Annotated in this window: 13 protein-coding genes and 1 tRNA gene; 6 read left to right on the top strand and 8 right to left on the bottom strand. The window is 38.7% G+C overall.

The annotated features are described in order from the left end of the window. Positions 1-71: 71 nt before the first annotated feature. The 5 genes from DFQ12_RS05870 to DFQ12_RS28640 all read right to left on the bottom strand — a co-directional run bounded on the left by DFQ12_RS05870 (position 72) and on the right by DFQ12_RS28640 (position 2,874). Positions 72-656: a hypothetical protein gene (locus tag DFQ12_RS05870; protein ID WP_147420338.1), complete on the bottom strand. Its 585-nt coding sequence runs from the start codon at positions 654-656 to the stop codon at positions 72-74. A 44-nt stretch (positions 657-700) separates the two neighbouring features. After that, a complete protein-coding gene (locus DFQ12_RS05865; protein ID WP_279634406.1) occupies positions 701-1,111 on the bottom strand; it encodes a M23 family metallopeptidase in 411 nt (136 codons plus the stop codon). A 158-nt stretch (positions 1,112-1,269) separates the two neighbouring features. Continuing rightward, positions 1,270-1,551, bottom strand: coding sequence for a hypothetical protein (locus DFQ12_RS27910; protein ID WP_147420337.1), 282 nt, complete (start codon positions 1,549-1,551; stop codon positions 1,270-1,272). Positions 1,552-1,795: 244 nt separating this feature from the next. Further along, positions 1,796-2,173: a hypothetical protein gene (locus DFQ12_RS05855; protein WP_120258040.1), complete on the bottom strand. Its 378-nt coding sequence runs from the start codon at positions 2,171-2,173 to the stop codon at positions 1,796-1,798. Between the two features lie 518 nt (positions 2,174-2,691). After that, positions 2,692-2,874 (bottom strand): helix-turn-helix domain-containing protein, encoded by a 183-nt coding sequence (locus DFQ12_RS28640; protein WP_425275590.1) that lies wholly within the window; start codon positions 2,872-2,874, stop codon positions 2,692-2,694. A 334-nt stretch (positions 2,875-3,208) separates the two neighbouring features. On the opposite strand from DFQ12_RS28640, the gene DFQ12_RS28635 reads away from it, so the two are divergent. Beyond that, entirely contained in the window at positions 3,209-3,487 is a 279-nt protein-coding gene (locus tag DFQ12_RS28635) for a transposase (protein WP_425275572.1), read from the top strand. A 103-nt stretch (positions 3,488-3,590) separates the two neighbouring features. Here DFQ12_RS28635 and DFQ12_RS05845 read toward each other — a convergent pair. Both DFQ12_RS05845 and DFQ12_RS05840 read right to left on the bottom strand, forming a co-directional pair. Then, positions 3,591-3,680: transfer RNA gene (locus DFQ12_RS05845), tRNA-Ser, on the bottom strand. Positions 3,681-3,807: 127 nt separating this feature from the next. Beyond that, entirely contained in the window at positions 3,808-5,925 is a 2,118-nt protein-coding gene (locus DFQ12_RS05840; protein WP_120258039.1) for an HD family phosphohydrolase, read from the bottom strand. Between the two features lie 152 nt (positions 5,926-6,077). On the opposite strand from DFQ12_RS05840, the gene rpe reads away from it, so the two are divergent. The 4 genes from rpe to DFQ12_RS05820 all read left to right on the top strand — a co-directional run bounded on the left by rpe (position 6,078) and on the right by DFQ12_RS05820 (position 13,257). Further along, the gene (gene rpe, locus DFQ12_RS05835; RefSeq protein WP_120259246.1) at positions 6,078-6,758 is read left to right on the top strand and encodes a ribulose-phosphate 3-epimerase; all 681 of its coding nucleotides are present in this window, start codon (positions 6,078-6,080) and stop codon (positions 6,756-6,758) included. A gap of 365 nt (positions 6,759-7,123) precedes the next feature. Continuing rightward, positions 7,124-9,886, top strand: a complete 2,763-nt coding sequence (locus DFQ12_RS05830; protein WP_120258038.1) for a bifunctional aconitate hydratase 2/2-methylisocitrate dehydratase — start codon at positions 7,124-7,126, stop codon at positions 9,884-9,886. A gap of 51 nt (positions 9,887-9,937) precedes the next feature. Beyond that, complete coding sequence (locus DFQ12_RS05825; protein WP_120258037.1) at positions 9,938-12,205, top strand: aconitate hydratase; 2,268 nt, start codon at positions 9,938-9,940, stop codon at positions 12,203-12,205. Positions 12,206-12,384: 179 nt separating this feature from the next. After that, positions 12,385-13,257, top strand: a complete 873-nt coding sequence (locus DFQ12_RS05820) for a hypothetical protein (RefSeq protein ID WP_120258036.1) — start codon at positions 12,385-12,387, stop codon at positions 13,255-13,257. Positions 13,258-13,364: 107 nt separating this feature from the next. Here the strand turns inward: DFQ12_RS05820 and DFQ12_RS05815 are convergent, their stop codons facing one another. Then, positions 13,365-14,201, bottom strand: coding sequence for an MBL fold metallo-hydrolase (locus tag DFQ12_RS05815; protein ID WP_120258035.1), 837 nt, complete (start codon positions 14,199-14,201; stop codon positions 13,365-13,367). Between the two features lie 245 nt (positions 14,202-14,446). Here DFQ12_RS05815 and pckA point away from each other — a divergent pair, with 245 nt between their 5' ends. Beyond that, on the top strand, positions 14,447-16,063 hold the full coding sequence (pckA, locus tag DFQ12_RS05810) for a phosphoenolpyruvate carboxykinase (ATP) (RefSeq protein WP_120259245.1): 1,617 nt from the start codon (positions 14,447-14,449) through the stop codon (positions 16,061-16,063). The last annotated feature ends 34 nt before the right edge of the window (positions 16,064-16,097 follow it).

Genomic DNA, 16,097 nt, shown 5'->3' with positions numbered 1-16,097 from the left:
AAAAACTACGTCAGATAGATAGACGTAGTTTCTTTAACACTTATTTAAATAGATATCAACTTTTCAATGTGCTAATAGGTATTTATTGCAATAGATTTGATATACTCTTGCAGCAGTGTGGATGGATCGATACCACTGCTCATTGCAACAGAACCATTCATAAAGTTAAATTTTATTTCTAATCCCATATCAAGGATTGTGGTTCCTTTTTTTAAAGTCGCAACTTTGCTTCTTCTGAACAAATAAGATTCCCCGTCAGTCGTATTCTCTTTTTTGGTAGGGATACTGCTATAAAGATTTTCTAAATCTTTAGGCTCCTTTACTGCGTTGCCATTCTTACCAATTGTTATGGGCGAAGATCTGAAATTTAGGATATCAAATGAAACAAGTTTATTGTTATTAAAATACAATTTTGTTTTGCCGTTGTATTCGAATACATCCTCACTTGTCTCATCCATTTGATTATAAATTTTATACTGTTTCACAGGTTGCCCGAGCGCCTGCAAAACCTGTGTTTTAGTCGCATCAAAGGGAACAAATTTTGTCGGTTGGGCTTTATTAAAGAGATTTATTTCTTTAATGTCAATTGTATATTCTTGAGCAAAAGTTACTACCGTTGTCAACAAAATAAATAGCGTAAAAAATACCTTTTTCATAACTGCATTATATATGTTTTTCATTGTAAAAATAGTTTATTTATTTAAAATCCACAGGGGTTATTTGTTGCCTGACCATTACTTTTATTAAACTTGGTATTCAGTACTTTTGCTGGGTCTGTAGATTTTCCATTTTCTCTCCCTCGAATATGCACATGTGGGACCATACCGCTCTGGGGCTCACCATTCTTGTAACCTGCATTTCCCGATAGTCCACCAGTTCCTATAAAAACACCAGCACTAATACTCTTACCTACTTCTAGTTCGGGAGAAATCTCTCCTAAATGTCCGAATAGTAATTTCCACTTGTCATTACCAACATTAAATGAAACCTCCACATAATTCCCATAGGAATTTTTAGCGTATTCAGTCGGGCCAAATTTTCTTTCGATACCTGTAATTGTGCCCGAATGGCTGCTAAATACGGGTTCTTGAAGATTAACAGCAATGTCTATCCCGTCATGAAGTTTCGTTCCCCCATTGCGGGTCTTTCCATACGTACCGCCGGCATAATTCCATCCCCCAGAAGGAGCAATAGATGGCTTTTTAATGATATCTCCCGGACAGGGACGTTTTTCCTTAAATGGATCCAGTTGAGGAGATTTTTCCGGAACTATCGGTGGATTTTTATCAGTTCCCAGTTGTTCTCATTATACTGCCACCAAAATTGATTTATTTCTATCCTATATCTATAGACAGGAACTTCATCGAGTATAATTGGATTATTCGGTTCGCCTGGGCTGCCTTTCCACCATTCGCATCCCGGAAAAAGTGTACTGAAATACTCCTGTTCCAATTTATCATTGGGGTTAGGAGAATAATTTACGGGACATTGCGAATAACACAAATGTAAGGAAAGTATAAAAAATACTATGGTTAAAATCAGTCTTTCCATCGTGTTAAATCTTTTTAGTATCATAAACTTCAAATATTACCCCATCAACGACTTTAAAAACTGCTTTAACTCCCCTGTCTGATGTATACACGGCTAAATAACCGGTAAAATCAAAGTTATCCACTATACTCTCATACGCTGAAAATGTATTTAAGTCACCGCTTTTCAGTTTTTTAAAGTCGGCCTTATTACTAATGTATTTTTCGTCTGGAAATAGTTCCCATATGTCATGTTTGACTTCATGCTATTTGTTATGCTGAAATACCATCAATCGGAATCCATTGCGATTAACTCCGTTTAATTTTAGATCAGAAGTTATCGCATTTTTTGATGGTACACATAGAACAGGAAAGCCTTTGACAAGCTCGGTTTCAAATGATTTATCCCATAGTAAATCAGGTTCTCCTATTTGACTTTTATTATTGAGTATATTATTTTTACTGGATTTCTTTCCAGTATTATAATTCTTTTGACCAATAAACTCCTTTACTTCTTGTAGTGATAATATATCTCCTTTGGCTGCTCCCGTCAAGAGATTATTAGCTGTAGATAAATCTTTTTTCTGACAAGACATTGCAAATATTATAATTGCAAAAAATAAATACCTTTTTAATTGTATCATGTAGTTTCTATTGTAAAAATTATGAATTGCTTTTTTAATGTTTTTTGTATATTGACTTATTAAGTGCTGTCTTGGTCCATAAAATCAAGAAGTTAAATCTTAATTACATCGTCATGTTCTTTGTTGGATGGAATTAAATAAAGTTAATATTACTAAAATAAGTGTATTAAAAATGCGTTTAAAATAATCTCGAGATAAATATTTTCGCATAACAAATATATACTTAGTTTTATTTGTAAAATTTCGAATTTGGGATTAATACTTTCGAAATCGGGAATATTTTTAGCAAAAAATATAATATTCCAATTTATGAGTATTTTTTCAAAGAGATGTTTGAAAACTTTATTTGGTTGGAGATTTCGCCTATATTGGTTCGTCGTCGCTTTTGGTAAAAGTTTATTAAATAATTACACTTTTAAAACTAAGCCAGCTTTCTTTTCAAAGACGGTTCCCACTTTCTCTAGAAGAATGTATATCTGTGCTTTTTCCTACTCTAGGCCGTATTCCATTTTGATCCATTACACCAATAGCGGTCCTGTCCATTTTTCTGATTGAAAGCCATATTTAGCCGGAGCTTCTTTTAGCACTAGTTCTTTAATCCTTTCTAATTGCTCATCTGATAATGCACTACGTTTGCCACAGGCCTTTCTATTTTTTAGATCTTCAATTCCCTCTTTTTTAAATCTATGTGCCCAATTTATTATTTGCTTGAAATTTATATTTTTAGTGATTAGCCCAAATTCAATAAAAAAGTGCTTTAATATCCAGATTCACTTGAACTTTTTTAGATGTATAGTTTTTCTGTGTTTTCAAGGAATTTTGTTAACCGATGAATATGATTTCAGAAATTCTTACGCATTTTTGGTCTGCTTTTGGTATTGCGCTGACTTTATACTGTTATGTTGTTATTCGAAAATCAAGGTTTGTATTTGTGACCGAATCAAAACTAGACGTTATCAATATGGCTGATAATGTAGAAGTCAAATTTGACCATGTTCAAGTTTCTTCTAATGTCAAATATTATAAAGTCCTCATTTGTTTTACGGAGTCTCGGATATCAAAGAGGAAGATGTTATAATTCCGCTTATCATAAATAATAAAGGGAAAGGAAGTGGGGTCCATGGGGTTAAAACCCTTGAAACTTCGACAACGATAAGCATGCACCATAAAGAGATATTAAACTACTTTGACAACCGGAGTACCAATGCTTCCGCTGAGTCCTTTAATGCAAAAATAAAAGCTTTCAGAACTCAGTTCAGAGGTGTCGGCGATATCAACTTTTTCCTGTCCAGACTAACCAGATTATTTGCTTAGTCCACAGTTTTTGTATCTGATCCAGTTTTTGCATTTGATGGATCATCCGTTTCTTACACCGTAAACAAAAAAAGCTCAACTAATGTTGAGCTTTTTGTAGTCTTGGCGGAAGAGGCGGGATTCGAACCCGCGGTACCGTTTCCAGTACGACAGTTTAGCAAACTGTTCCTTTCGGCCACTCAGGCACCCTTCCGTGTTTTGACATTGCAAACATAAGGCAATTATTTGAATCTGCAAAGCCTAAATATCAAAAAAAATGCAAAAAAAACGTAACGTTACAATAAGCATTTGAATTTCAATTTGTTGTTTAGCAATTAAAATTACATTGTTTTTTTACTCAAATCATAATCCACCCGAACATGGTAGATACTTTTGAGCATAGCCTTGAAAATAACGGCCGATTCGGTGATATCTTTCAATGTGATATTACTATTGTTGAATTGTCCGCGCATCAATTTGTGTTCAATTATTTTATCAACCAGATTATTGATAGACTCCTCCGAGGGTTCTTTTAAAGCTCTGGATGCTGCTTCAACAGAGTCGGCCATCATCAATACTGCCGTTTCTTTAGAGAAAGGGATGGGGCCGGGGTAGGTGAATAAAGATTCGTCCACGAGTTTGTCTGGATTATTTTTAACAAATAAATTGTAAAAATAGTCTACACGTGTGGTACCGTGGTGTGTTCGGATAAAGTCAAGGATAACCTCGGGAAGCTGATGTTTCTTGGCGACATCAACACCTTTGATGACATGGGAGATGATGATCTGTGCACTTTGCTCCGGAGAGAGTTCATCATGCGGGTTTTTCTCTGTTTTTTGATTCTCAATAAAAAATTGCGGATTGGTCAATTTACCGATGTCATGGTACAAGGCGCCGGCACGGACCAATAAGGGATTACCTCCGATTTTATAAATTGCGGCCTCGGCCAGATTGGCTACCTGTAGGGAGTGCTGAAAAGTGCCTGGAGCTTTAAAGGAAAGTTCTCGCAATAATTTGGAGTTACTATTGGTAAGCTCCATCAAGGTTAAATCGGAAACAATGCCAAAGAGTTTCTCGAAGGCATAGATCATCGGATAGGCGAGCAAAGTGATCATAACACTAACCAGGAAGGGAAGGAGGTCTGTCCAGTAAATGGTGTCAATAGAGCCATTTCTTGTGACCACTAATCCAATGTAAGCGACCCAGTATGTCCCGAGGATGATCGCTGATGAAACAAACAACTGTTCCCGCTTGACCAATGTCTTGATGCTGTATATCGCAACGATGCCCGCCATAAATTGTAAAAAGACAAACTCAAAACTGTTCGGTACAAATAGTCCCGCCAAAAGGACCATCAATAGATGGATATTCAGTGCGACCCGTGTGTCGAATAGGATGCGGATGATAATGGGGACCGCACAAAATGGAATATAGTATAGATTTGGTATTTTGATCTTGATGGCCCAGGAAAGCACAGCAAGCATACCGATAATGACGATCATGATAATCATCAATAACCTGTTGTTGAAATAGATGTCTTTACGGAACAGAAACAGAAATACCATGAGTATGGAAAGAGCAAGGGATATAATGAGAAATTGCCCTAACGTTACATAGTTTTGATTTCCACTTATTTTTCCTTCGTCTTCATATACCTTACGTAGCGATTCTAGCTTTTGGTAGGTCTCATTGGATATAATTTTTTCTTTTTCAGCGATCAGTTCACCTTTTTGGACAACTCCTCGGGTAGCGGATATATTGGCGATGGCATTTTGTTCCAAGGCTTCGGTCTGCTGGTCATTATAAATATAGTTAATCGTGATATAGTTTTTTAACGTTTCCTCTAGCCAGCCTTTTTGTTTTATTTTGGTCAGCTTAGGCATTAATTCGTCCATATAGCCATAGGAGCTTTCGATCGTATAGCAATCAGCCGTGTTTTTTTGTGAGGCAACTTTATCTTGTATTAACGTAAAATTATAATGTTTTGAAGCCGGTGATTTCTCGTTGTTGCGGTTTTGAAACCGGTTATTCAACGAGAGTATCCCTTTTCCATAGAGATGGTTCAATATGGCATTCCCGGCACTGCGGTAGTCGTTTATATTTTCGTGTGTTGTGTCGAGTTTGCTGCTTTGCCATTTTTCGGACAAATCCGTATTGAACTGATCAATCTGTTCTTTGCTTGTTGTTGTATTGGCGTTATAAATTGGCTGGATCGTATTCAATATACCTTTTTTGTCCGCATTGAGCTCCTCCTGCGTCTTGAGGATCGCAAAATTGTAAGGGGATATTAAATTTTCATGGTTCCATACTTTTCCTTTTTGGAATTCATAACGGAACCGCGGTTGTTTGGGAAGAAAAATACAGATCAGAACGATGGTGATCAATATTAGTCCAATTTTTCGGATGAGATTTTCGGTCGTATTTAATTCTCTTTTATATTTTATTTTTAATCTTCCCACAGTGAACGATGTTTTTTATATAAAGTTAATATACAAATGTAGTTATAATTTATTTTTTGTGGATTCTGCCAAATGCGATTTGAATCATGTTAAATGTGGGGAATGCTGTGTTGAACGGAAAATACTTGTTATCTTTGCAAAAAAAACACAACATGTCAACAAAATCACATCTAATTGCACCATCCGTTCTTGCTGCAGACTTCGCGAAATTATACGATGATATCATCATGGTAAACAATAGTGAGGCTGATTGGTTTCATATCGATATTATGGACGGCGTTTTTGTACCGAATATCTCGTTTGGATTTCCCGTTATGCAAGCTATTGCGAAACATGCCACCAAACCATTGGATGTACATTTGATGATTGTTGATCCTGATCGTTATTTACAGGTATGTAAAGACTCCGGAGCAGAAATAATTACCGTACATTATGAGGCTTGTACGCATCTGCACCGTACGTTGGCGGCTATCAAAGAGTTAGGCTGTAAAGCTGGGGTTGCATTGAACCCACATACACCTGTAGCACTTTTGAAAGATGTTTTGGCCGATCTAGATCTTGTGTGCCTGATGTCTGTCAATCCTGGGTTCGGTGGACAGAAGTTTATTACAAATACGTATGCCAAAGTACAGGAACTCCGTGCAATGGCTAAAGGTGTCAATGATGGATTGCTGATCGAAATTGATGGGGGAGTTACCACTGCTAACGCCACTCAACTATTAAAAGCTGGTGCAGATGTATTGGTCGCGGGTTCTTTTGTGTTCAATGCTGCTGCGCCTTTGGATACCATTAAATCGCTGAAAGATATCGATATAAATATAGAAAATATATAAAGATAAGAAGAGGTGATTTAGTAAAATAAATCGCCTCTTTTTTTTAGATGGATAAGACGAAAAAAATAGTTTCAAAAAAAAATGGCTGGATTGCATAAGTTCTGTTTAGAACAATTCCAAATTGATTTAAATAAATGGAATGCATGCGTTTAAAGTTGGATTTTCACTATTTTTGTATTTAGTCAATATAGTTGATTTACGGTAAATGAATCAACTTAAAAATACGAACTGAACGGGCAATTTATAATTTAATGTAGGAAGGCTACAGAGGTTATATATTCGCTTAATTATATTACAGACACGGTAGTGTAGGAAGATAGGAGTATATCTGCTGAACTACCCTTAAAATAGAAAGATTGATATCTATGAGTATTTACAACGATTACGTACAAGAGGTTGTAGAACGAGAAGGCCAAGGATTACATCCTAAGCCTATTGACGGAGCAGAATTACTAAGTGAAGTAATTGCTCAGATTAAAGATTTAAACAATGGAAATAGAGCAGAATCTTTAAGATTGTTTATCTATAACACCTTGCCGGGCACAACCCCTGCAGCTGGTGTTAAAGCGCAGTTCTTAAAAGAAATTATTCTGGGTGAATCAGTTGTTGCTGAGATCACACCTGATTTTGGTTTTGAGCTATTGTCTCATATGAAGGGTGGACCTTCTATCAACGTATTATTGGATCTTGCTTTAGGTGCTGATGCTGCGATTGCAAGTCAAGCTGCGGAAGTACTTAAAACACAGGTTTTCTTATATGATGCAGATACTGCTCGTTTGAAGGACGCTTATGAACAAGGTAATGCTATCGCAAAAGATATCTTGGAAAGTTACGCGAAAGCTGAATTTTTCACGAAACTTCCTGAAGTAACGGAAGAAATTCAGGTAGTTACTTTTATCGCAGGTGAAGGTGATATCTCTACAGATTTACTATCTCCGGGTAACCAGGCTCACTCGCGTTCTGATCGTGAATTGCACGGTAAATGTATGATCACGCCAGAAGCACAACAACAAATCCAGGACTTACAGGCACAGCATCCAGGTAAAAGTGTGATGTTGATCGCAGAAAGAGGTACAATGGGTGTGGGATCCTCACGGATGTCAGGTGTAAACAATGTAGCTCTATGGACTGGTAAACAAGCTAGCCCTTATGTTCCTTTTGTAAACATCGCGCCAATTGTAGGTGGTACGAATGGCATTTCGCCAATTTTCTTGACAACAGTAGATGTGACAGGTGGTATTGGTATCGATCTTAAAAACTGGGTGAAGAAAGTTGATGAAAACGGAAATGTTGTTCGCAATGACAAAAATGAGCCTATTTTAGAGGAGGTTTATTCTGTAGCTACAGGTACTGTATTAACGATCAATACAAAAACAAAAAAATTATATAATGGTGAGCAGGAGCTAATTGATATTTCAAAAGCATTGACACCACAAAAAATGGAGTTTATCAAAGCGGGTGGTTCTTATGCTATCGTATTTGGTAAAAAAATCCAAACTTTCGCAGCACAAACTTTAGGTATCCAGGCACCTACGGTATTTGCTCCTTCGAAAGAAATCACCATTGAAGGTCAAGGTTTAACTGCTGTAGAAAAAATCTTCAACAAAAACGCAGTAGGTGTAACACCAGGTAAAGTATTGCATGCTGGTTCTGACGTTCGCGTGAAAGTGAATATTGTCGGTTCTCAAGATACGACAGGTTTAATGACTGCACAGGAACTGGAAGCAATGGCTGCTACAGTAATTGCTCCTACGGTTGACGGTGCTTATCAATCAGGTTGTCATACAGCATCTGTTTGGGATAAGAAAGCGCAAGCGAACATTCCAAAATTGATGAAATTTATGAACGATTTTGGTTTGATTACAGCACGCGATCCAAAAGGCGTTTATCACTCCATGACAGATGTTATCCACAAAGTATTAAATGATATTACGATTGACGAATGGGCAATCATCATTGGTGGTGACTCCCATACACGTATGTCTAAAGGTGTTGCTTTTGGAGCTGACTCGGGTACTGTTGCATTAGCATTGGCTACGGGTGAAGCTTCGATGCCGATTCCTGAATCTGTAAAAGTCACGTTCAAAGGTAGCATGAAGGAACACATGGATTTCCGTGATGTTGTACATGCTACACAAGCGCAGATGTTGCAACAATTCGCTGGAGAAAACGTTTTCCAAGGTAGAATCATTGAGGTTCATATCGGTACATTACTTGCCGATCAGGCCTTTACTTTTACGGACTGGACAGCGGAGATGAAAGCAAAAGCATCCATCTGTATTTCGCAGGATGATACATTAATTGAATCGTTAGAAATCGCTAAAAATCGTATCCAAATCATGATTGATAAGGGTATGGAAAATAAAAACAACGTTTTGCAAGGTTTGATCGATAAAGCGAACAAGCGTATCGAAGAAATCAGATCTGGCGCTAAACCAGCGTTGACACCAGATAACAATGCAAAATACTATGCTGAGGTTGTCGTTGATTTGGATCTTATCGAAGAACCAATGATTGCGGATCCAGATGTAAATAACGCAGACGTTTCCAAACGTTATACACACGACACCATTCGTGATCTTTCTTACTATGGTGGAAACAAAAAGGTAGATTTAGGTTTCGTAGGTTCATGTATGGTACACAAGGACGACTTGAAAATCGTTTCGAAAATGTTGCGGAATATCGAACAGCAAAAAGGTGTTGTTACTTTTGAGGCACCATTGGTTGTTGCAGCTCCGACGTATAATATCATTGATGAGTTGAAGGCTGAAGGCGATTGGGAATTTTTGCAAAAATACTCTGGATTTGAGTTCAGTGATGCATTGCCGAAAAGCACTGCCCGTACGGAATACGAAAATATCATGTACCTGGAGCGTCCTGGTTGTAACCTGTGTATGGGTAACCAAGAGAAAGCTGCTAAAGGTGATACGGTGATGGCTACTTCAACACGGTTGTTTCAAGGTCGTGTCGTAGAAGACAGAGATGGTAAAAAAGGAGAATCCCTATTAGCATCTACACCTGTCGTTGTACTTTCAGCTATTTTAGGTCGTATTCCTAATATTGAAGAATACAAAGCTGCTGTCGAAGGCATTAACTTAACTAAATTTGCGCCCATTCCGACAAAATAAAAAGCTATCAGGATTTCAGTAACTTAATTAAATAACATAAATAAGAGAGATATGGCTTTTGATGTAGATATGATTAAAAAGGTATATAGCCGTTATGATGAGCGCATTGCTGCGGCTCGTCAGGTGGTTAACAAACCTTTGACTTTATCTGAAAAAATTTTATATGCCCACCTTTGGGATAGTAATGCGATAGAGGATTACAAGCGCGGCGTTTCTTACGTTGATTTTGCTCCTGATCGTGTAGCGATGCAAGATGCAACTGCACAAATGGCTTTATTGCAATTTATGCAGGCTGGACGTCCAAAGGTAGCAGTTCCTTCTACCGTTCACTGTGATCACTTGATCCAGGCGAAAGAAGGTGCAGATAAAGATTTAGCTCGTGCTAAAAACGAAAGTTCAGAAGTATTTAACTTCTTGAGCTCTGTTTCAAATAAATATGGTATAGGTTTCTGGAAACCGGGAGCAGGTATTATCCACCAGGTTGTATTGGAAAACTATGCATTCCCAGGTGGTATGATGATCGGTACGGATTCGCATACTGTAAATGCCGGCGGTCTAGGTATGGTTGCCATCGGTGTAGGTGGTGCTGATGCCTGTGATGTGATGGCGGGTTTACCTTGGGAGCTTAAATTCCCAAAATTGATCGGTGTTAAATTAACCGGTAAATTGAGTGGTTGGGCTGCTGCAAAAGACGTGATCTTAAAAGTTGCAGGTATCTTAACTGTAAAAGGGGGAACTGGAGCTATCGTTGAATATTTTGGTGATGGTGCAGAATCTCTATCTTGTACAGGTAAAGGTACAATCTGTAATATGGGTGCTGAAATTGGTGCTACGACCTCTACATTTGGTTACGATGAATCCATGGAGCGTTACCTTCGTGCGACAGGCCGTGCTGAAGTAGCGGATGCTGCCAATGCCATCAAACAACACTTGACCGCCGATGCTGAAGTTTATGCTAATCCGGAGCAATATTTTGATCAATTGATCGAAATTAATCTTTCGGAACTGGAACCTTCATTGAACGGTCCATTTACGCCAGATTTATATACACCAGTGTCACGCATGCGTGAAGAGGCTGATAAGAATGGCTGGCCTTTGAAAGTGGAGTGGGGATTGATCGGATCTTGTACAAATTCTTCATATGAGGATTTGTCGCGCGCCGCTTCTATTGCCAAACAAGCTGTTGATAAAGGATTGATCACCAAAGCTGAATTTGGTATCAACCCGGGTTCTGAGCAGGTTCGTTTTACTGCAGATCGCGATGGTTTATTAAAAACATTCGAAGATCTTAACGCAACGATATTCACCAATGCTTGTGGTCCATGTATCGGTATGTGGGATCGTGTGGGTGCGGACAAACAAGAGAAAAATACGATTGTTCACTCGTTCAACCGTAACTTTGCAAAACGTGCGGATGGAAATCCAAATACCTATGCATTTGTTGCTTCGCCAGAATTGGTTGCTGCGATTGCAATCTCCGGTGATTTGGGCTTTAATCCTGTTACGGATACATTAACGAACAATAAAGGTGAGCAGGTGAAGTTGGATCCTCCTGTGGGTGATGAATTACCAACAAAAGGATTTGCTGTTGATGATCCGGGATATCAAGCCCCTGCAGCGGATGGTAGTGCTATTGTTGTCGATGTAGCACCGACATCAGATCGTCTCCAATTGTTGGAACCTTTTGTGGCTTGGGAAGGTACAGACTTAAAAGGTTTGAAATTATTGATCAAAGCAAAAGGTAAATGTACGACGGATCATATTTCTATGGCTGGTCCTTGGTTGAAATACCGTGGTCACTTAGATAATATCTCCAATAATATGCTGATCGGTGCGGTTAACTTTTTCAACGAGAAAACCGATAATGTGAAGAATCAATTGACAGGTGAATATGGTCCTGTTCCGGCAACGCAACGTGACTATAAAGCACATAACATCGGATCAATTGTGGTAGGGGATGAGAACTATGGTGAAGGGTCTTCGCGTGAGCATGCAGCGATGGAACCTCGTCATTTGGGTGTTCGCGCAGTATTGGTTAAATCTTTTGCCCGTATCCACGAGACAAACCTGAAAAAACAAGGTATGTTGGGCTTAACTTTTGCGAACAAAGACGACTATAACAAAATCCAAGAAAATGATACAATTGATATCCTTGGCTTGACGGAGTTTGCTCCCGGCAAACCATTGACTCTTGTCTTGCACCATGCAGATGGAACGCAAGAGGAAATCTTGGCAAACCACACTTACAATGCACAACAGATCGAATGGTTTAAAGCCGGTGGTGCTTTAAATATCATCCGTAAGAATCAAGCGAAATAAATTGATTCTATAAAAATTTAGTTTAAAAAGCTGCTTTCATCCGAAAGCAGCTTTTTTTATGCAAGCTCCTAGTTGGAAAACATTTCTGTGATCTTCGTCATATTTTCCTAATTTCCATATAATTTATTTGGTTATAAAATAGAATGAGGGTACTTTTGCCCAACGTTTTTAGCGCCGATATGAGAAAAATATTTTTGACGATTGGAGCACTTGCATTAAGTGTTTCGAGTTTATTTGCACAGGAAAATCCAGAAATAGGAAAAAGCATTTTTAAACCAAGGAATTTAAGGACAGAAAGTAATAAAGGGAAGTTTTTCTTTTTTTGGGGGTATAACTTTTCTTCTTACGCAAAATCTGATATACATTTTACAGGTCCAAATTATGATTTCATCCTCCATGATGTAAAAGCGGGTGATCGCCCGACGAAATTTGGATCGACTTATTTTGACCCGAGTCGTTTGACTATTCCACAATTTAATCTACATTTCGGTTACTACATCAAAGACAATTACTCTATTTCCTTAGGCTGGGATCATATGAAATATGTTGTGGATATTCCACAACAGGTTAAGATCACAGGTTATATTGGTGATGAAATCTCAACCCCTGGCATACCGACCGGAAATCGTGCGGGACAATATAATGGCGAAAAGATAACCGTGGATTCTGCGATGTTGACTTTTGAACATACAGATGGCTACAATTTTGCCTCAGTAGGGTTGGAGCGATACGATGATATCATCAACAACCGCAAAGGTCAACAGGTGCTCACCATGGAGTCTGGTGTAGATGTAGGACTTTTGATACCACGATCTGATGTCCGCCTTTTTGGCGAGGGCGCCAATCACTTCTGGAATATCGCCGGATATGGTGCTTCTGCAAAAGTTGGCTTACACTACCGTTTTTATAAAGGACTTTATTTACAAGGAAACTTTAAAACAGGTTGGACAGATTTGTACAATATCCGCACAACGGGTAGAAGAGGCGTCGACAAAGCCACACAACAGATCTGGTTTTTTGAAAACTATTGGGCCTTGGGATTTAGATTCTAACGATTTCAATTTATACTATCATAAGAAAGGGGATGTTTTTGACATCCCCTTTCTTATGATATTTCCATCGGGAAACAAGATCATTTCATAAGCGAATCGAGGTTTTCCTAAATATCACTTAATTTAAAGATATCCTTTACCCGGATTCCTTTCTCCGTTTGTTGTAAGGTACAGCATTCATTAATCGGATCATGCTCAAAGAAGAGAATATATTCGTTTTCGACGATTTCATTCCAGTAGCTGTTGCGCTCTTCCATTGTGATAAGCGGTCTCACATCATAGCCCATAACATAAGGGATCGGAATATGACCGACAGAGGGCAAGAGATCTGCCATATAAAGCACCGTCTTTCCCTTATATCGAATCTGTGGCAACATCATCGCTTCAGTATGGCCATTGGCATAGCGGATGCTGATCTCCTTGCCAAAGGGATCCTCGCTATCTTCAACGAATTTCAATCGACCGCTTTCTTGAATAGGAAGGATATTCTCTTTTAGAAACGATGCTTTCTCTCTCGGATTGGGGTCTGTAGCCCAGGCCCAATGGTCACTATTGCTCCAAAAATCTGCATTTTTAAAAGCAGGAGATAATTTTTCCCCTTCACGGATAATGGCACCACCACAATGGTCAAAATGCAAATGTGTCAGGATAACATCCGTAATGTCGTTTCTGTCAAAACCAATATTTTTAAGCGATTTGTCTAATGTCGCATCACCGTGTAAATAGTAATAACTGAAGAATTTTTCGTTTTGTTTATCGCCAAGGCCTGTGTCCACCAGCATCAATCTGTTGCCTTCCTCCACGAGGAGTAAACGATTGCCCCATGTACACATATTGTTGGAATCAGCCGGATTTGTTTTATTCCAGATACTTTTGGGAACCACTCCAAACATGGCACCCCCATCCAATTTAAAGAAGCCTGTTTCTATCGCATGTAATTTCATCTTATTAATATTTGTAAAGCTTGGAACAATTTACGAAAAATATAAATTATATGGACGGTACATGAACGGATTATGCTAAAAAAATATGCTAAAAAGTTTAATTTATTTTACCTTTATAAGTCACTGATAGCTAGCGTGTTGTTTTTGTGTTTTTTATACAATAAGCCTGATTTTTAGATAATTAAGTTTTGTTTTTAGCGAAATTTGCCTTTAACTTTGGGCACATTTTAAAACAAACAAAAAATATGAAAAAGGGTAACATTGGAAACGCGCCTGATTTGAAATATTTGAAAATTGATTATACAGGAAATGTATTTTATCAATTACCTGTTTCAGAGTTGGTCGAACATGCTTTAGCGAATCAAGAGGGAAGACTGTCTGACACTGGAGCATTAGCCGCTGATACAGGAAAATTTACTGGAAGATCCCCCAAAGACCGCTTTTTGGTTGAGGATTCCTTGACTAAGGATGCTGTATGGTGGGGGGAAATCAATCAGCCGATGACCTCGGCCAATTTTGATGCATTATTTTCAAAGGTTGCTGCACATTTGAGTAACAGAACAATTTATGTTCGGGATTGTGCGGCAGGGGCGGACCCAGCATATCAATTATCCATTCGTGTTATCACAGAGACAGCTTATCAGAGTATTTTTGCCAACAACCTGTTTTTGAGATCTGTGGGTGATATCGATGTTCAACCGCAATGGTCAATACTCGCTGCACCGACATTGCTTATCGAGGATCCGCAACACTACGGTATTCGTAACGAAAATTTTGTAGCCATTGATTTTACAAAAAAGATGGTGTTGATTGCGGGAACGGGATATACAGGTGAAATCAAGAAAAGCATCTTTTCCATCTTGAATTTTATTCTACCGCATGAACATAATGTATTATCCATGCACTGCTCGGCGAATACCTCCAAAGATGGTAAAACAGCCTTATTCTTTGGACTTTCCGGAACGGGTAAGACAACGCTATCGGCGGATAAAAACAGAAAATTGATCGGTGATGACGAGCATGGTTGGAGCGAGAAGGGGATTTTCAACTTTGAAGGTGGTTGTTATGCAAAATGCGTGGGACTTACAGAAGAAAAAGAACCTGAGATTTACCATGCCATCCGTTTTGGTTCCTTGCTTGAGAATGTTGTTCTGGATGAGTTTGATCGACCAGACTATGACGATATCAGTAAAACCGAAAATACGCGGGTTTCCTATCCGATCGATTTCATGGAGAATGCTGAGATGACAGGAATAGGTCATGCCCCTGAAAATATTTTCTTTCTGACTGCTGATGCCTTTGGTGTATTGCCTCCGATTTCATTGTTAACAGTAGATCAGGCAGTCTATCATTTTGTGAGTGGTTATACCGCAAAAGTAGCCGGTACCGAGGTAGGGGTGAAGGAACCTACTGCAGCCTTCTCAACATGTTTCGGTCAAGCATTCTTACCTTTGCACCCAGCGAAGTATGCTGCGTTACTGCGGGCCAAACTGGAGCAAAATCCCAAGATCAAAGTATGGTTGGTTAATACAGGTTGGATTGCTGGCCCTTATGGTATCGGAAGGCGTATTAAACTGAACTATACACGGGCCCTAATTCGTGCTGCAATGGATGGATCACTATTGGAGGCTCAATTTAATAAGCATGAGATCTTTGGATTGGATTATCCGACCAGCTGTGGCGAATATGTTCCCGAACAGATTCTGGATGCTAGGGGATTATGGAACAATAATGAAGCCTACGACATGCAAGCCAAACGATTGGCAAAATTGTTTATCGAAAATTTCGAAAAATTTGATCATTCAATGCCAGCATCGGTACAGATGGCTGGTCCTCGGATCGCTACGACAATACTCGTTTAAAAGTACCGCATTAATTAGTGAGCTAAGCCTTCAA

It is taken from the genome of Sphingobacterium detergens (genome assembly GCF_003610355.1).
In the GTDB taxonomy this organism is placed as follows: Bacteria; Bacteroidota; Bacteroidia; order Sphingobacteriales; family Sphingobacteriaceae; genus Sphingobacterium; species Sphingobacterium detergens.
The sequence above is the reverse complement of the archived record's forward strand: the minus strand, read 5'-3'. Positions and strand labels throughout refer to the sequence as shown.